The 15,041-nt window shown below is 31.1% G+C and carries 25 protein-coding genes and 1 riboswitch; of the genes, 13 read left to right on the top strand and 12 right to left on the bottom strand.

What is annotated here, in order from left to right:
* Positions 1-4: 4 nt before the first annotated feature.
* From HS848_RS01465 to HS848_RS01440, 6 genes are all read right to left on the bottom strand, one after another.
* Positions 5-700, bottom strand: a complete 696-nt coding sequence (locus HS848_RS01465) for a methionine ABC transporter permease (RefSeq protein ID WP_107507400.1) — start codon at positions 698-700, stop codon at positions 5-7.
* The gene (locus tag HS848_RS01460; RefSeq protein ID WP_198611003.1) at positions 693-1,718 is read right to left on the bottom strand and encodes a methionine ABC transporter ATP-binding protein; all 1,026 of its coding nucleotides are present in this window, start codon (positions 1,716-1,718) and stop codon (positions 693-695) included. The genes HS848_RS01465 and HS848_RS01460 overlap by 8 nt, the downstream gene beginning before the upstream one ends.
* 82 nt (positions 1,719-1,800) lie before the next feature.
* A riboswitch (SAM riboswitch) is annotated at positions 1,801-1,906 on the bottom strand.
* Between the two features lie 57 nt (positions 1,907-1,963).
* Entirely contained in the window at positions 1,964-2,260 is a 297-nt protein-coding gene (locus HS848_RS01455; RefSeq protein WP_107507398.1) for a thioredoxin family protein, read from the bottom strand.
* Positions 2,253-2,639, bottom strand: a complete 387-nt coding sequence (locus tag HS848_RS01450; protein ID WP_103167034.1) for a toprim domain-containing protein — start codon at positions 2,637-2,639, stop codon at positions 2,253-2,255. The genes HS848_RS01455 and HS848_RS01450 overlap by 8 nt, the downstream gene beginning before the upstream one ends.
* Before the next feature lie 321 nt (positions 2,640-2,960).
* Positions 2,961-3,341, bottom strand: a complete 381-nt coding sequence (gcvH, locus tag HS848_RS01445) for a glycine cleavage system protein GcvH (protein ID WP_107506208.1) — start codon at positions 3,339-3,341, stop codon at positions 2,961-2,963.
* Between the two features lie 114 nt (positions 3,342-3,455).
* Positions 3,456-3,809 (bottom strand): arsenate reductase family protein, encoded by a 354-nt coding sequence (locus tag HS848_RS01440; RefSeq protein ID WP_107507397.1) that lies wholly within the window; start codon positions 3,807-3,809, stop codon positions 3,456-3,458.
* Positions 3,810-3,952: 143 nt separating this feature from the next.
* On the opposite strand from HS848_RS01440, the gene HS848_RS01435 reads away from it, so the two are divergent.
* Positions 3,953-4,276, top strand: a complete 324-nt coding sequence (locus HS848_RS01435) for a thioredoxin family protein (RefSeq protein ID WP_198611002.1) — start codon at positions 3,953-3,955, stop codon at positions 4,274-4,276.
* Positions 4,277-4,352: 76 nt separating this feature from the next.
* Here HS848_RS01435 and HS848_RS01430 read toward each other — a convergent pair whose 3' ends face one another.
* The gene (locus HS848_RS01430; RefSeq protein WP_198611001.1) at positions 4,353-4,892 is read right to left on the bottom strand and encodes a nitroreductase family protein; all 540 of its coding nucleotides are present in this window, start codon (positions 4,890-4,892) and stop codon (positions 4,353-4,355) included.
* Positions 4,893-4,962: 70 nt separating this feature from the next.
* Positions 4,963-5,688, bottom strand: a complete 726-nt coding sequence (aroD, locus tag HS848_RS01425; RefSeq protein WP_198611000.1) for a type I 3-dehydroquinate dehydratase — start codon at positions 5,686-5,688, stop codon at positions 4,963-4,965.
* A 164-nt stretch (positions 5,689-5,852) separates the two neighbouring features.
* On the opposite strand from aroD, the gene HS848_RS01420 reads away from it, so the two are divergent.
* The gene (locus HS848_RS01420) at positions 5,853-6,275 is read left to right on the top strand and encodes an organic hydroperoxide resistance protein (RefSeq protein WP_107507393.1); all 423 of its coding nucleotides are present in this window, start codon (positions 5,853-5,855) and stop codon (positions 6,273-6,275) included.
* A 265-nt stretch (positions 6,276-6,540) separates the two neighbouring features.
* Positions 6,541-7,032, top strand: coding sequence for a GNAT family N-acetyltransferase (locus HS848_RS01415; protein ID WP_198610999.1), 492 nt, complete (start codon positions 6,541-6,543; stop codon positions 7,030-7,032).
* Positions 7,033-7,240: 208 nt separating this feature from the next.
* On the opposite strand, the gene HS848_RS01410 is transcribed toward HS848_RS01415, so the two are convergent.
* On the bottom strand, positions 7,241-7,828 hold the full coding sequence (locus tag HS848_RS01410) for a histidine phosphatase family protein (protein ID WP_198610998.1): 588 nt from the start codon (positions 7,826-7,828) through the stop codon (positions 7,241-7,243).
* A gap of 226 nt (positions 7,829-8,054) precedes the next feature.
* On the opposite strand from HS848_RS01410, the gene HS848_RS01405 reads away from it, so the two are divergent.
* Positions 8,055-8,282, top strand: coding sequence for a hypothetical protein (locus HS848_RS01405; protein ID WP_107507390.1), 228 nt, complete (start codon positions 8,055-8,057; stop codon positions 8,280-8,282).
* Positions 8,283-8,288: 6 nt separating this feature from the next.
* Here the strand turns inward: HS848_RS01405 and HS848_RS01400 are convergent, their stop codons facing one another.
* Positions 8,289-8,492 (bottom strand): sterile alpha motif-like domain-containing protein, encoded by a 204-nt coding sequence (locus HS848_RS01400; RefSeq protein ID WP_107507389.1) that lies wholly within the window; start codon positions 8,490-8,492, stop codon positions 8,289-8,291.
* A 481-nt stretch (positions 8,493-8,973) separates the two neighbouring features.
* On the opposite strand from HS848_RS01400, the gene tsaA reads away from it, so the two are divergent.
* The 3 genes from tsaA (at position 8,974) to lnsA (ending at position 10,199) form a co-directional block, all read left to right on the top strand.
* Positions 8,974-9,231, top strand: a complete 258-nt coding sequence (gene tsaA / locus HS848_RS13015; protein WP_408642056.1) for a type II toxin-antitoxin system antitoxin TsaA — start codon at positions 8,974-8,976, stop codon at positions 9,229-9,231.
* 24 nt (positions 9,232-9,255) lie between these two features.
* Entirely contained in the window at positions 9,256-9,444 is a 189-nt protein-coding gene (gene tsaT, locus HS848_RS01395) for a type II toxin-antitoxin system toxin TsaT (protein ID WP_198610997.1), read from the top strand.
* Between the two features lie 215 nt (positions 9,445-9,659).
* Positions 9,660-10,199, top strand: a complete 540-nt coding sequence (lnsA, locus tag HS848_RS01390) for a lipoprotein N-acylation protein LnsA (RefSeq protein WP_198611672.1) — start codon at positions 9,660-9,662, stop codon at positions 10,197-10,199.
* 71 nt (positions 10,200-10,270) lie between these two features.
* On the opposite strand, the gene HS848_RS01385 is transcribed toward lnsA, so the two are convergent.
* The gene (locus tag HS848_RS01385) at positions 10,271-10,507 is read right to left on the bottom strand and encodes a hypothetical protein (RefSeq protein WP_107507523.1); all 237 of its coding nucleotides are present in this window, start codon (positions 10,505-10,507) and stop codon (positions 10,271-10,273) included.
* A 167-nt stretch (positions 10,508-10,674) separates the two neighbouring features.
* On the opposite strand from HS848_RS01385, the gene HS848_RS01380 reads away from it, so the two are divergent.
* The gene (locus HS848_RS01380) at positions 10,675-11,475 is read left to right on the top strand and encodes a hypothetical protein (RefSeq protein ID WP_198610996.1); all 801 of its coding nucleotides are present in this window, start codon (positions 10,675-10,677) and stop codon (positions 11,473-11,475) included.
* Positions 11,476-11,513: 38 nt separating this feature from the next.
* On the opposite strand, the gene HS848_RS01375 is transcribed toward HS848_RS01380, so the two are convergent.
* Positions 11,514-12,122: a GNAT family N-acetyltransferase gene (locus HS848_RS01375; protein ID WP_198610995.1), complete on the bottom strand. Its 609-nt coding sequence runs from the start codon at positions 12,120-12,122 to the stop codon at positions 11,514-11,516.
* A 150-nt stretch (positions 12,123-12,272) separates the two neighbouring features.
* Between HS848_RS01375 and HS848_RS01370 the strand changes: the two genes are divergently transcribed.
* From HS848_RS01370 to HS848_RS01350, 5 genes are all read left to right on the top strand, one after another.
* Entirely contained in the window at positions 12,273-13,016 is a 744-nt protein-coding gene (locus HS848_RS01370; protein WP_198610994.1) for a poly-gamma-glutamate hydrolase family protein, read from the top strand.
* A 91-nt stretch (positions 13,017-13,107) separates the two neighbouring features.
* Entirely contained in the window at positions 13,108-13,395 is a 288-nt protein-coding gene (locus tag HS848_RS01365; RefSeq protein ID WP_107507520.1) for a hypothetical protein, read from the top strand.
* A gap of 66 nt (positions 13,396-13,461) precedes the next feature.
* Positions 13,462-13,689 (top strand): hypothetical protein, encoded by a 228-nt coding sequence (locus HS848_RS01360; RefSeq protein WP_198610993.1) that lies wholly within the window; start codon positions 13,462-13,464, stop codon positions 13,687-13,689.
* 135 nt (positions 13,690-13,824) lie between these two features.
* Positions 13,825-14,640 carry a hypothetical protein gene (locus HS848_RS01355; RefSeq protein WP_198610992.1) on the top strand — a complete coding sequence of 272 codons (816 nt, stop codon included), beginning with the start codon at positions 13,825-13,827 and terminating at the stop codon, positions 14,638-14,640.
* 161 nt (positions 14,641-14,801) lie between these two features.
* Positions 14,802-14,978, top strand: coding sequence for a hypothetical protein (locus HS848_RS01350; protein ID WP_167409759.1), 177 nt, complete (start codon positions 14,802-14,804; stop codon positions 14,976-14,978).
* The last annotated feature ends 63 nt before the right edge of the window (positions 14,979-15,041 follow it).

Here is a 15,041-nt window from a genome sequence, read left to right as displayed (position 1 = left end):
TTCTTTAACGTTTGTCAATTTTATTTGTAATCCAATCCCCAATAAATTGAATTATAAATACAATAATTAAAATAAATACTGTTGAAACTAAAATGACATCATTTTGGTTTCGAGTAAAACCAGTTAAGTAAGCTAAGTTACCCAAACCACCGGCACCAATAACACCGGCAATTGCAGTAGAGCCAACTAAAGCGATGGCAGTAACTGTAATACCTGATACTAGCGCAGGCATTGCTTCTGGAATTAATACTTTACGAACGACTGTCCAAGTATTTGCCCCCATAGACCATGCCGCTTCAATAACACCTTTATCTATTTCTTTAAATGCAATTTCAACTAATCTTGCATAGAATGGTGCTGCCCCAATAACTAAGGCAGGTAGTGCACCAGTCGGGCCACTAATTGTTCCTAATAGGACACTTGTAAATGGAATTAATAACAAGATTAAGATGATAAATGGTATTGCACGGAACAGGTTTACAATGAACGACACAATACTATAGAACACTCTTGCGCCTGTAGAATTACTTTTAGCAGATAAGAATAATAACACCCCTAAAATTAATCCAAAGATAAACGCAAAGATAGTAGACACAATCGTCATATAAAGCGTTTCGTAAATTGCTTGCCATACTTCTGGCCACTGAACATTAGGCATTGTGATCATCTCGTGGAAAATATCACCATAAGACTTATCCATGTTTAATCACCTCCACATTGACATGTTGCTGATGTAAGTCATTTTTGAAATTTTCAAAATCTTTTCCCGCAATATGTGGGACGTGGATAACTAAGAATCCTAATGAACTACCACGCGTATTTTTAATATTTGCTTCAAGAATATTAAAATCAATATTATGTGTTTTAGTTATGTAAGAAATAACTGGTTCTGTAGTATTTTCACCATTGAAGTTAACTCTTACGATGTAAGCATCTGGATCTAAAGGCTCTAAATGTTTAATTGATTCTTCAAAATCATCATCTAAATCTTCTTTTACAAAGCGTCTTGTCACTTCGTGTTGTGGATTTTCAAATACTTGAGTGACATTGCCTTGTTCAATCACGCGACCATTTTCCATTACTGCTACTTCATCACACACACGTCTGATTACATGCATTTCGTGGGTAATGATAACAATTGTTAAATTCTCGCGTTCTTTAATTTTCAATAATAAATCTAATATTTCATCAGTCGTTTGTGGGTCTAGCGCACTTGTGGCTTCATCACACAATAATACGTCTGGTTCATTGGCTAATGCTCGAGCGATACCTACTCTTTGTTTTTGACCACCAGACAATTCTGAAGGGTAAGCACTTTCTCTACCTTTCAAGCCAACTAATTCTACGAGTTCTAACGCTCTCTTTTTAGCTTTATCTTTTGAAAAGCCAGCAATTTCAAGCGGGAACATAATATTACGTAAGACGGTACGCGACCATAATAAATTAAAATGTTGGAAAATCATGCTTACTTTTTGACGTTTTTGTCGTAAGTCTGATTTAGACAATTTATTTATATTGTCACCATCAATAATGATATCGCCTGACGTAGGTTCTTCTAAATGATTGAACATACGCACTAACGTACTTTTACCAGCACCAGAGAATCCAATGACTCCGAAAATCGTGCCAGTTTCTATTTTTAAATCAACGTGATCAACAGCGAGTACATCTTTATTCTTTGTGTGATAACGTTTAACAACTTGATTCAACTCAATCACGTTAAATGCCTCCTTAAACCTTTATGTAATTAAAAAATGCTTTCCCCACTTTAGTCGGTGGAGAAAGCATTGAATCATCTTTCTCTCATCTTCTAAAGTGTGACACTTTATGTGAATTGGCACCATTTCTATAATAAGACGGTTGCCGGGCTTCATAGGGCACATCCCTCCACCTCTCTTGATAAGAGTTTTCGCACTATTTAATTAATTTATATCCTACCATTGCACTCTAGTTTCGTCAACAACTATTTTAAATTTTCTAACAAATAAGGAACCGATTGAAAAGCATAAATTCTATCGGTTTCTTGATCTTTGTTCATGACTATGAGTACAGGCACAGACATAATTTTATTTTTTTCACTAAATTCTGGATGATAATTTAAATCTATCTTCTTAATTGGTAACTGTAAAATTTCATTCGCTATATCTAACATCCGTTCTGAAATTTTACATGTTCCACACATTGGTGTGTAACCAAAAATTAAATGTTTATCTTTATTATAATGTTCGCTTATATCTTCAATTTCTATAGAATTATTCATGCATAATTACTAACCTTTCAGTTCTTAAATTAGGAATTAGACTTTTTTCTTTACGAACTGTAAAGCCATGTTTACTTAATACGTGAGCAAGATAGTTCTTAGGGCATCGTGCTACTTCACAATACGTTTTATCCACGTAGATGTGTTCACTTTCACTAAGATAACGTTTAAACCATTTTCTAATCTTCTCGCCTTCATTATCCGAATCTGCTAGCACATACACTTGCTTATCATATAAAGTTTCAATCATATCGTCTAATTTATCGATACTCATTGTACCATGTGTGCAAATGATATTCACAGGTTCAGCAACGACTTGTTGTACTCTCTTCTTATCAGATTTACCTTCAACAATAATAACCTTATTTAAAATTGCCATGTTCATCCACCTTCTAAGTCGATAATAAACAATCATTTACTTCTTCACAGAAACTCAAAAAGCTAAACATTTATTATAATTCAATACTTTTGAAAATGAGTAAAAATATAAAGCTAAGACATTATTAGTTAGAACAACACATCATAAAATATAAGATAAAACAAAAATTAAGCTATTTATGTATAGCTATAAGTACAATTTTATATTTAAACAGATCGAGACGTTATTAATTGGTGTTGGAAAACCAATAAACGGTGTCCCAATCTCTAATTTTCCGGAAATAAAAAACTCCCAGATATATAATCAAGGAGTTTAAGTAAATTATTCACCAATCATTTCTTTATATTGATCAGCAGATAATAATTCGTCTAATTGACTTTCATCGCTAAGTTCAACTTTAACCATCCATGCTTTTTCGTATGGTGATTCGTTAACGAACTCAGGGCTATCTTCTAATTCGTCGTTAGTTTCAACAACTTTACCAGATACTGGCGCGTATAATTCAGATACTGTTTTAACTGATTCTACACTACCAAAAGTGTCCCCTTCATTAATTTCATCATCAACGTCTGGTAATTCAACGAATACGATATCGCCTAATTCGCCTTGTGCGTATTCAGTGATACCGATTGTTGCAGTGTTGCCTTCAACTTTTACCCATTCATGTTCTTTTGAATATTTAAATTCGCTCGGTACTGCCACGAAAATCCCCTCCTAAAAATAATTACAATTTAATGATGCCATACCGTTAAGTTTCATTCAACTATTAATATAAAAATTCGAATAATTTATAAAATTAAAATTTGTAAATTTAACCTATAACCACGTTTCTTTATATTGTTCTTCTTTGAAACCTAAAGTAATTTTTTCGCCTGAAATAGCTAATGGTCGTTTAACTAACATGCCATCAGAAGCTAATAAATCTAACTTTTCGTCTTTAGATAAATCTTTCAATTTATCTTTTAGGTTTAATTCTCTATATTTTGCTCCGTGTGTATTAAATAATTTATTTATTTCAACACCTGTTTTATTGATAATTTCTTCAAACTCTTTTTTAGTAGGCGTGTGTTGAACAATGTCGATAGGTTCATAACTTACGCCGTGGTCATCTAAAAATTTTGCAGCCTTCTTGCAAGTCGTGCAATTTGAATATTGATAAAATTTAATCATGCAGATGTAACCTCCTAATTAGACTTATCCTAAATATATCAGATAATTTATGGAAACGCTCTATCTTTTAAGCTTAATTTTTCAAATAATGTAATAATTTAGTTATAATACCTTTAGCATTTATTAAAAAAGGAGCGTTATATATGGAAAGTATTAATACAAATGAACAATTTAACTCTACAATTCAAAGTGATAAACCTGTTATCGTGAAATTTGAAGCAGGTTGGTGCCCTGACTGTAAAGCGATGGATATGTGGATTGATCCGATTATGGAGAAATATAATGACTACGAATGGTATACAGTTAACCGTGATGAGTTAGAAGATGTTGCGACAGATAACGATGTAATGGGCATTCCAAGTTTATTAGTCTTTGAAAATGGTAACAAACGTGCACATTTACATTCAGCAAATGCGAAATCTCCAGAACAAGTTGAATCATTCTTAGACGAAACATTTAATAAATAAAAAGCCCAGCTCACAAACCTAATAATATATGAAAAGCTAGAATCCTTGTATATCAGGATTCTAGCTTTTTTTACATTTAATATTCAGAAACTAGATTTTTATTTTTACGAGGTGCTTTTGTTGGCACATCTTCTAAATCAGTTAAATAAAGTAACCCAGCAATAGCTTCGTCGCCCTTAATTCCAAATACTTTACGTACTTTAGGGTCGAAGATATATGGTGGAGTCTTCCAACATGTTCCAATGCCTTTTTCATGTAATAACAACATTAAATTTTGAGCATAGGCACCCATCGCAAAGAAATTCTCTCTATTTTGACGTTGTCTTGGATCAGTTTTAACTACTAATACCAACATTCCGCCTAATTTAGTTACATTGTTATAATGATCTTCTTGTTTTTCAGGACTATTTGGAAATGCAAAATACGTTACATCTCTACTCATTTCTCCTAATTTTTCTTTAGGTATATGAATAAATCTCCATGGTTCTCTCATTCCATGGTTAGGAGCATCAGTAGCTTTCTCAATAACCTCAAATAAGTCATTATTATCTATCGTCATATCATGTTTAAATTTTTTAATACTTCTTCTTGAAGAAATTGCTTCTTGTAGTTCCACAATTATCGCTCCTTCATATTGATAACTATTATCAATTATAAAGCCTCACACTACTAAATTCAAATAGTTCCTACGTATTTTCGTAAAATGCCAACTGCTCTTTTAACGCTTTTACATGAATTTGACCTGGTGCTTGTGGCTCACCTAAACATCCATAAGAAATAGAACCTCCAAACACGCCTTGTGCAGTTCGGCTAACTAACCCTAAATCAGACATTGAAATACCTATCATGCGACAACTCACTGCACCCACGCTAGAAGCCATCGCTTCCAATAGAATAGCCACATCTTCTCGAGAATTAGGCATAACCGCAATTTTGATAATGTTAGGGCTCAACTGATGCATTTTATAATAAGTAAATCTTAATTCATCTATACCAGGTGTTTCTGCAAAATTATGATACGACACTATAACCTGTTTATAATTTTGTTGTGCCAAACGAACGATATCACGAAGTGTTTGAGGTGGTATATCGCTATCCCACTCTATATCAAGCATATGGAAGTCATCTACTATGGCTATCTCTCTTAATAGTTCAAGATAATCTTCAGATGACAAGGCCCCTTTACCGCCTTGAGATGCGGTACGATATGTCACTAAAACTTTAAAGTCAGAATCTATTTGTTTTAATAACGAAAGATTTTGTCTTAACAACTGAAGATGATGATTTGCCCATTGATCTATACGTAATTCAATAATATCTATATTCGATTCATGTTCCTTAATATCATCAATAGTTGTATTTTCGATTAATCCCTCTGGCGCAATGGTTGCAGCTACGTCTACAGTTGTCATGGGTTTCCCTACTTTCTTAGTATAATTTGTTTATATTTTAAACTATTGCACTACTCTAGCCAATCAATGTGAGGAATACTTTTCAAAAATTAATATTAAATATGGTTTAAAAATTGTAAGTTGGGTAAACAATAGTTGTATTAGATTTATAGGAGGTAATAATAATGGCAGTTCAATATGAAACAAAAGCGACAAACGTTGGTGGACGTAAAGGACATGTACACACTGACGATAAAGCAATCAACGTAGATGTATTACCACCACAACAAGCGGACGGCAATGCGACAAACCCTGAACAATTATTCGCAGCAGGTTATGCTTCATGTTTTAATGGTGCATTCGACCTTATCTTAAAACAAAATAAAGTTCGCGATGCTGAACCTGAAGTAACATTAACAGTACGTTTAGAGGACGATCCAGATGCAGAAAGTCCTAAATTAAGCGTAGCAATCGACGCAAAAGTTAAAAACGTCTTATCTCAAGAAGACGCTGAAAAATATTTACAAGATGCACACGAATTTTGCCCATACTCAAAAGCAACTCGTGGCAATATCGATGTAGACTTAAACGTTCAAGTAGTAGACTAATATAGTATTTACTTGTAATTTAATATATTTAGAGGGACAGAAAGATTCTTGGAATTTTTCTGTCCCTTTTTTTGTATATTTTGCGATTTTAAGTTATTCTATAAATACAGTAATTAAAAAACTTTATAAAACATTTATACTTATAGAAATGGAAACCATTTTACATAAATTGTTTTTTACTCTATCAAATTTTCTTTTATTAAATTTTAAATTTTCGAGTATTAATCATTTAGATTAAAGTTATCTGTTTTATGAGGAGGATAAAATGGCAGAAATAAGAATATTAAACACAAATGATTTAGATGACTATACCTCATTATTATCAAGCAATTCACATACTTATTCTTGGGATAAACTATATTTAGAACACGTGACACACGATTGTCTTAATTATATTTTATCTCCAGAAACTGACTATTGGAATATCTTTGGAACTTTTAAAGATAATGAACTTGTCGCTTGTGTGACACTTCGTCAGCTGAAACAAGTAGGAAGTCAACATAAAGCAATGATTGAAAATTTATTTTTAAAAGATAAGGAAGAGGAAGATTCAGTTCGCGACTTAATACGTGAAGTGATTGAATTCGCTAAATCTCGTGGTGTGGAAAAACTAATGACTAGTGTAACTTCTAATAACATTAGTGGTAAGATATTCTTCTCTTCTTTAGGATTTGAAACATTAGGCTTAGAAACTAAATCAACTAAAATTGGAGACGAATACTTTGATGTGCATTGGTTACAACATGATATGGTTTAAATATCAGTAAATAATGCAAAAACTATTTTCCCGTTTTATAAATACCTTTAACTATTATCCACGTAAGTTGTATATTTTACATTTTAATTTTTAGAAAATTAGCATTTTATTATATTGTTTATTCATTTAATAAATATGCTCCTTACAAAGTGATTAGATGTTCACGTCAACTTTGAAAGGAGCATAATATTAGCTATATTTTCACTTATTACTCTGCAATGGGATCTACTTTTTCAATTAATTTAAATTGATGATGGTTGTATTCAAATTTTAGAATATGACAATTTCCGATAAAATAATCATTTCCTGCGGTAACCCCTATCCATTTTCCTAAAAAAGCGTGAATCGCTGTTCCGTGCGACACGGCTAAAACTGTATTGCTATTTGATTTCTCCATAATATCAATTAGCGTACGATTTAAACGTGATTCAACCTCTTGATGAGTTTCTCCGCCGAAAGGAACTAAGCGTTCGCCAAATATATCTTTACTTTCCCACAAAGCATCGAGTAATTGCTTACTATCCCCTTCGAATAGTCCAAAACTCCATTCTTTAAGTCCTTTTACCCGTTGATATAACGTATTAGGTACTGCATTCTCTAACGTATCACAGGCGCGTTCGGAACTTGAAGCATATAAATGATCGAAGATGATATTGTTATTTTTGAAATATTGTCCTGCTTTTTGAGCTTGGGAAATTCCTAATTCGGTTAATGGAGAGTCGCTGGCCCCCTGTACTTTGCCTCTTAGATTAAACATTGTTTGTCCATGTCTCATTAAATAAAGTGTTTTAGACATTGATTGCACCTCATTTTTAGATAAAAAAGCTTATGCTTAAGATAACTTTTTCATTTTACTAACTATTAAAACTCTCGGTTTCATAATTATTTATTCATATAATAGTATACATTAATAGCTTAATTTTCAAAAAGTAGAAAAAAGAAAATCGCGAAGAAGTGGTTTTATACCGAATGTGATGGGTATAAAGATTATAGGATTTGGAATCACTAAAGGAGTGTTAATTATGAGTGATTATAATGAATATAATTATGTCAATCCTAATAAACTCTCATTAGATTGGGAATGTTTAATAGTTAGTAAAACAGACATGGTACTTGATGGCGTTCCTAATGAACTTATTAATTCATGGATGGACAGAGAAATTATTCAGCCTTTTTCAATAAAAAATAATGAAATTAATTTCAGAACAAAAGATGTATGGGATGCGCTTAACACCCAAAATTGGTATTAATATTTCTTAAATTAATTTATATAAACTAATCGCTCTATTGGCGCTTTCAATAATTTGATGGTCTACGTAGTTAGACATAACGTAAGCTCTTATAGCTTTGTTGTTTTGCTCGTGCTTTGGAAATTGGCAATCATTAGCGATATAGTTCGCTAATCTTCCAAGAGGCGTATCATCATTTATAAAACCTATAATAAAATCATAAAATGTCATAATTATCCTCCTTAGTATCTCTAGCTGGGGCTTTGGAAACGTTGATTGTTAAAACATATAGTATTACTCGTAATTATATGTAAATATTTTGGTATATTCAATAAAATCAATCTATGTGGAAATGTTGATTATTGTTTATTACTTAAATATATAATGCAAAACTATTTGCTATTTAAAATAATTAAACCATTTATTTTTTGCTAAATGTGACATTTTTGTGAACTTTATCTGTTTGTATATTTAGTTTAAAATTGAATTATTTATACTAATTGTCGAATTTCACTATTTACAATTCTTCGATTGTGGCTAGGATTTATTAAAACAATGTCGTACTGTCGGTTTAGACTTGGTCTAAGCAGGCAGTTTTTTTATATTTTTATAGTTAAAGACATTATTGTTACTAAACGAATAACTCATTTTACCTTTAGAAAATAAGTGATATTATTAAATTAAAGATTTTGCTTAAAATGAGGAGAGACCTATGAAAATAAATAAAATATTTTGGCTTAATATTTTTATGACAATTTTATTTTTAGGTTTTAATGTTATCGTCACCTACTATCCTGAATTAGACGATTATTTCTGGCTCGTACCAGGACTAGTAATCAGTGGCATAGCCATCATTTTAAGTTTAACTATTGCTATAATGTGTAAGAATCTTATTAATGAAATCATTTTTCTAGTTAATGTGATTTTACTGTTATATTATGTATATCCATTGATATACACTTTTTTCTAAATTAACCATTAGGAGGCTTGGAACATGAGTATGCATTTAACCATTTTATTATGGCTGGGTATCATTTTCGTAGTAGCAGCCTCAATTATATTAGGCTTATTACTTAAATCTAAAAAAGAAGAACGCAAAGAATCATATTTAGGTTTTACAGTAATCTTTTACATTTTCGGCTTTGCATTACTGATTTATGTACTAATATTTGGCATATTATAACCTTCATTTTTGAAAATGAGCTCAAAGGCTTGTTTAATTTTGTCGGAGTGAGAGTATGAAATCTTTAAAATTACATTAGATTTCTATCTTGCTCTTTTTTTATTTATTGCATATAAGCGTTCTTTTAGATAAATTAGTAAATATCGAGTTTTAAAAAACTAGGGAGACATACATTGAAATTCATAAGAACCTATATATACAAAGTTGTACTTATCATGCTACTTACTTTCTTGTTTATCTCGCCACTAACTGAAGCTAACTCTGACTACTCAGAACTTACTACCACTACTAACGATAACTTTGATTTAAAACCAGGTGACATTATCCTCACAAAAGGCCCTGTGTTATTCGGATTTTTTGGTCATTCTAGCATTGCCCTTGATCACGACACTGTATTACAAATTGAAGGTCCTGGCGACAAACCTATTACCGAATCCTTCGAATCGTTTAAACAAAGATTTGGTGAAGGTGAAGACGATTGGATTAAAGTTTATCGTTGTGCTAAACCCGGAGCTGGTCAAAAAGCGGCCGATTGGGCTAAAAATCATTATAAAGATAGCGATAAAACCTATTTAGTAACATTAAATCTTAAAAGCGAGCGCTTTACATACTGTACAAAAATTATTTACCAAGCATATAAATATGGCGTAAGCAAAAATGCAATTAATGATCATGGATTGCTCATTATTTCACCTTATGCCTTAGTCGATAATTTTACAGATGATTATCAATTAAAATTAGTTAAAAAATATTGAGGTTGAGAGATTAGTAGCTCAAGTTTTTAATCTTGAGTAATTATCTCCAACCTCTTTTTCTATTTAGCCTTTTAAACCGTCTCTTTAAAGTAATTTACAAAATGCTCATTTTCTTCTAATAAATCAATATAAGAAATAGAACTAAATGGGATGATACGCGTACAATTCTTTAATGGATAAATGATAATTTCGTTTTCGTAATCTACATGAATATCGTTCTCTAACACTATCTTCTTAGAACCAAATACAATCGCAATTGCTTTGAAATCATTGTTATTAAAGTACTTTTTCAAAATTTCCTTTTTCATTCATATCACATCCTATTCACTTCATATTTATCATATCTATGTAAATAAACCGTGAAGTGAATGTGTGATTTATGTAAACGCTTTTACGATATTTTATAAAATTATAAAGATTTATGTAATTATTTTATAGTAAAATAATAATATCTGGTAAACAAGGAGAGATTAAATTGAAAAAAGTTTTATTTACATTATTTTTAAGTTTTTTAGTATTAACAGGATGCAGTCAAGTTGAAGACACCAAAGATAATAGTAACGATGATAAAAAGTCTAACTCAAAAACTGCTTCTTCATCTGATTCAAAAGAACAAAAATCTTCTAATAAGAAAGAGAAAAGTAAAAAAGAGAACAGTAAGAAAGATGAGGATAAAAATCAAGCATCATCAAATACTAATGATGACAGTGATAATAATAATGATGAAAAACAAAATCAACAAGAGAATGTAAATACCTCAAATAACGAAAACGAAAATAATAACTTACAAAACACTACTAAAGTAGATGTAAGTAATATTACTGACCGTGCCACTTTAGCTTCAATCATTAATAGTAATAACTATTCAGAATCTGATAAAATTCTTGCATATAATAGTGCCGTTTCAAATGGTGTGATACCTCAAGGGAATGTCATGGAAGGACCAGCAAGTGCAGCTTATGCTAGCTCATTACGCGTAGAAAGCGGAAAAGAAAAATCAGTTTATGAACGTAGCCAAGATAATTCTAATGTTTCTTCTCAAGATAATGAAAATCAAGATCCTAATGCTGAAATTAATGCTACCACGACTGAAGATGAATATGTAGATGCGTTACGTAAAAAATATCATGGTGGTTTATCATCAGCTGAACTCCAAACTAAAACTGCAATAGAGCAAGGATATTATGATGGTGATGATGCCGACGAAGTATATAAAACAATTCAAGAACGAGAGCAAGATATAGCAAACGGCAAATATGATCAATATAAACAATAATTATCTTTAAAAGAAGTGCGAATTTAATAGCACTTCTTTTAATTTATATTTTTTCTCATTTGATAAAGATAGAAAGGCTTTTTATTTATTTCGCCTATTATTTCAAAACCTTGTTTTTTGTATAAATTTAATGCTTTCTCATTATCTTTAACTACGGTTAATGATATTTTACTATATCCCGCTTCTTTGGCTTTATTTTCCGCAAAATTCAATAATTTTTGTGCGACGCCTTTATCTCTAGCATTAGGCATAGTGGCTAACATGCTTATATGGTAGTCGCCTTCTTCCCCTTCATCCATTGTTACTAAAGAATAAAATTTCTTTGGATGTTTAAAAATAGAAAGAAATGGTCTAAGTTTATTCATTGAAATAATTTGAAATACTGTGGGTGTCATTCTTTCTTCTATCTCTGTTAAAGGCCCACACGTTATCGCGCCAAGCACTTCATTATTTTGAGTAGCTACATATGATATATCATGACTAAATCGATTTGCGCGATTTTCCCATAACTGTTGTAAATCAGCCTCAATAGCCTTATCTTTATACGTACCAAGTATAACTTCGGCCATGTCATCTATAGCAGTATAGGTTAATTTGCCACCTTCTTTATGTTGAGGTTGTGCTGCTTCTATTTGAATATTACTCATTTAAATACCTCCTATTGTATTATTAACTTTATTTTTGAAAAACAAACAATATTTGAGCTCTTTAATAAAATAACTTATAATGTAAAAGCTAATTTATAAATGATTAATTTAAATTTATTCCCCTACTAAAAACGATATAAGGAAGGTCCCATGAAAAATAGAAAAAATTGGTATTCAAAGTTATATTACCTATTTATCATTTTATTGATAATCGGTGTAGTCCTTGTTGCATTTGTCATTTATAAAACTCGCGAAGAAAAGAAAAACCATTCTTCAGATTACTATTCCAATTTTCAAGATTTAAAAAAACATACAACTGAAGGTGAAGATTGGAGAGTTAGAACTAAAAACAGAAAGAACAATCATATATTGATTACTGCAATTCATGGTGGCGGTATTGAACCAGGTACTACTGAATTAGCACGCCGTATTTCAAATATTGGAAAATATGACTACTACACCTTTGAAGGGCTTCTTCCTGATCATAATGAACAACTTCACATCACTTCGACCGTATTTGACGAACCTACATTATTAAAAATGTTAAAGCATACAGATGAAACAATATCGATTCATGGCTATGCTGGCGAAGACCCTATCGTCTATGTTGGGGGCAAGGACAAGAAACTAGCTAACTCCATTAAAAGTTCTCTTAAAGATAAAGGCTTTACAATTCAAAAAAGTCCTAAAGGTGTCGAAGCAACCTCGGATGAAAATATTATCAATAGGCATAACGATAACGGTGTTCAACTCGAATTAACTACCGGACAAAGAGCACTATTTTTCAAAAATAAAAATCTAGATCAAAAAACTAGAAGCGATTACGACAACTATACAAAGACATTCTACAAATTTGCAAGAGCTGTTGATGAAGGTATTAAAGATGCACAATAAATCGATATTACCCCATCAATTCTCTAAATAAAGACGTTTTTTTAACCTATAAAATGGGGTATAACTAATTAATTATGAGGGAGGAATTTCAATGTTAGACGAATTAACAAAAGAACAAAAATATACAATCGCAAAATTTTATAAATTGTATATGGAACGTTCTAATAGCGGGCAAAGTGAACATGAAGCTAATGATTTTAAAGATAGTATTATAGCTCAAGATGACTATTTTTGTGATAGAGAGTATAGCGACTTTTTAGAAAACTGCAAAGTACTCATTGACTATGGCTATTTAGACGGAAAAATTTCGGCAGATAGAATTGATAATATTAAAGTAACTAATAAAGCTTTTACAGAAATTGAAAGAAGCTTTAATTAGGATTAACCCTCTTACTACGTTAGAATGACGCTAACGTAGTTTTATTTTTGAAGAAAAGGTGAATATATGAATAACTGGAAAATAAATAACCACTCACAAAGACGTTTAATGATTCAAGAAAATAATAATGAAATTTCCATAGTTGAGCCACTAGATAATGGCGCTTTTAGAATTTTAGCAGAAATTAATTTAAACACTCAATCTGAACATACCCACATTTATGATGACACTTTATATGTTTCTGCTAGTGAAGAAAATGAAGAATTGAACATTTTCGATAAGGCAAATAGTTAATAATGTAAATATTCTATCCCCCTATTTACACAATTGTTTTCAAAAATTAATTAGATGTTAATTACACATTAATATTTATTGTTTTATAAGTATAGTACAATATAATTAATGATTTAAAATAAACGGAGGTAAGATATGGATAAAATGTTGTTCTACATAGGCATGGCTCTTTTACTGATAGCATTCATAATCATTTTATTCGCTATTGTTGCAGTTTTTAAAAATAAGAATTACTTAAAATACTTTGCAATGGCTATTACAATTATCCTATTAAGTATGCTGGCTCTAGGTATTCATAAAATGATTGAAAGCAATAACCCATCTACGAACAAAGCTGTAGAAACGAAAGATAAAAAATCACATGAGGACAAGTCATCTAAAGACAAGGATAAGGACAAAGATAAAGACAAAGACAAAAAAGATAAAGATGATTCAAAAGATGATGATAAATCCAAAGATAATGAATCATCCGAAGACAATATTAGTGTTGAAACTCAAGAAGAACAAAATAGCACACAAGATAATGGTAGTGAAGAAAATGCAACACAAGAACAACAGCCTACTCAAGAGCAACAACCAACGAATGCTCAACCTACCGATCAACAAAATGGTGGCCAAGGCCAGTCTAATGGCGATTTAAATAACCAAAATAGTAATCAAAACACTGCTGAACAAAATACTAATAACCAGAATACAAACCAATCTGATAATACTGGTCAAACTTATAATCAAACAAACGAAACTACAAATAATAATACTGGTAATAATAATAGAAATGACGATGCCTCAACAGAGAATAATACAAATACTGATGATCAATCGTCTAACTCAGAAATTCAAACATATTCAGCTAATAGCAGCGAAGACAACCAAAGTAGTGAAGATACAACTGGTTCAACTCAGGAAAGTACAACTCCTGAATCTACTCAAAATGGAAATAACGCTAACTAATTAAAGCATGAAAACAGGTAGGCTTCCCTACCTGTTTTATATGCTTTATGTCTGTTTTTTTAACTTTAATAATAACTATTGAATATTAAATAAAATGTGTCATACTTAAAATATAATTATTTGAATATTCCAATATTATTTTTTTAACAAAGGGTGACATTATGAAAAAAGTAGCTTTTATTTTACTTTCAAGTTTTCTATTATTAGGGGCGTGTAGCCACGATAAAGACTCAGTAGAGCCTGTGAAGAAAAGTACACATAAAAAGGATAATCCGAAAGCTCATAAAGATAAGGGCGAAACTGGACGTACTGAAGGTAAAAAAATAAATAACAACTAATTTTAATTAAAAAACAAGCCCATAACCATGCGATTATGGGCTTGTTTGATATATTCAACTTAT

The sequence above is a fragment of the Staphylococcus caledonicus genome, assembly GCF_016238465.1.
Classification (GTDB): domain Bacteria; phylum Bacillota; class Bacilli; order Staphylococcales; family Staphylococcaceae; genus Staphylococcus; species Staphylococcus caledonicus.
Note: the sequence above shows the minus strand (reverse complement) of the source record. Positions and strands in the feature narration are given on the sequence as shown.

Coding starts and splice junctions, on each gene's coding strand:
- HS848_RS01465 (WP_107507400.1), bottom strand. CDS start 700: ATGGATAAGTCTTATGGTGATATTTTCCACGAGATGATCACAATGCCT.
- HS848_RS01455 (WP_107507398.1), bottom strand. CDS start 2,260: ATGAATAATTCTATAGAAATTGAAGATATAAGCGAACATTATAATAAA.
- HS848_RS01450 (WP_103167034.1), bottom strand. CDS start 2,639: ATGGCAATTTTAAATAAGGTTATTATTGTTGAAGGTAAATCTGATAAG.
- HS848_RS01440 (WP_107507397.1), bottom strand. CDS start 3,809: ATGATTAAATTTTATCAATATTCAAATTGCACGACTTGCAAGAAGGCT.
- HS848_RS01435 (WP_198611002.1), top strand. CDS start 3,953: ATGGAAAGTATTAATACAAATGAACAATTTAACTCTACAATTCAAAGT.
- aroD (WP_198611000.1), bottom strand. CDS start 5,688: ATGACAACTGTAGACGTAGCTGCAACCATTGCGCCAGAGGGATTAATC.
- HS848_RS01420 (WP_107507393.1), top strand. CDS start 5,853: ATGGCAGTTCAATATGAAACAAAAGCGACAAACGTTGGTGGACGTAAA.
- HS848_RS01415 (WP_198610999.1), top strand. CDS start 6,541: ATGGCAGAAATAAGAATATTAAACACAAATGATTTAGATGACTATACC.
- HS848_RS01410 (WP_198610998.1), bottom strand. CDS start 7,828: ATGTCTAAAACACTTTATTTAATGAGACATGGACAAACAATGTTTAAT.
- HS848_RS01405 (WP_107507390.1), top strand. CDS start 8,055: ATGAGTGATTATAATGAATATAATTATGTCAATCCTAATAAACTCTCA.
- HS848_RS01400 (WP_107507389.1), bottom strand. CDS start 8,492: ATGACATTTTATGATTTTATTATAGGTTTTATAAATGATGATACGCCT.
- tsaA (WP_408642056.1), top strand. CDS start 8,974: ATGAAAATAAATAAAATATTTTGGCTTAATATTTTTATGACAATTTTA.
- tsaT (WP_198610997.1), top strand. CDS start 9,256: ATGAGTATGCATTTAACCATTTTATTATGGCTGGGTATCATTTTCGTA.
- lnsA (WP_198611672.1), top strand. CDS start 9,660: ATGCTACTTACTTTCTTGTTTATCTCGCCACTAACTGAAGCTAACTCT.
- HS848_RS01385 (WP_107507523.1), bottom strand. CDS start 10,507: ATGAAAAAGGAAATTTTGAAAAAGTACTTTAATAACAATGATTTCAAA.
- HS848_RS01375 (WP_198610995.1), bottom strand. CDS start 12,122: ATGAGTAATATTCAAATAGAAGCAGCACAACCTCAACATAAAGAAGGT.
- HS848_RS01370 (WP_198610994.1), top strand. CDS start 12,273: ATGAAAAATAGAAAAAATTGGTATTCAAAGTTATATTACCTATTTATC.
- HS848_RS01365 (WP_107507520.1), top strand. CDS start 13,108: ATGTTAGACGAATTAACAAAAGAACAAAAATATACAATCGCAAAATTT.
- HS848_RS01360 (WP_198610993.1), top strand. CDS start 13,462: ATGAATAACTGGAAAATAAATAACCACTCACAAAGACGTTTAATGATT.
- HS848_RS01355 (WP_198610992.1), top strand. CDS start 13,825: ATGGATAAAATGTTGTTCTACATAGGCATGGCTCTTTTACTGATAGCA.
- HS848_RS01350 (WP_167409759.1), top strand. CDS start 14,802: ATGAAAAAAGTAGCTTTTATTTTACTTTCAAGTTTTCTATTATTAGGG.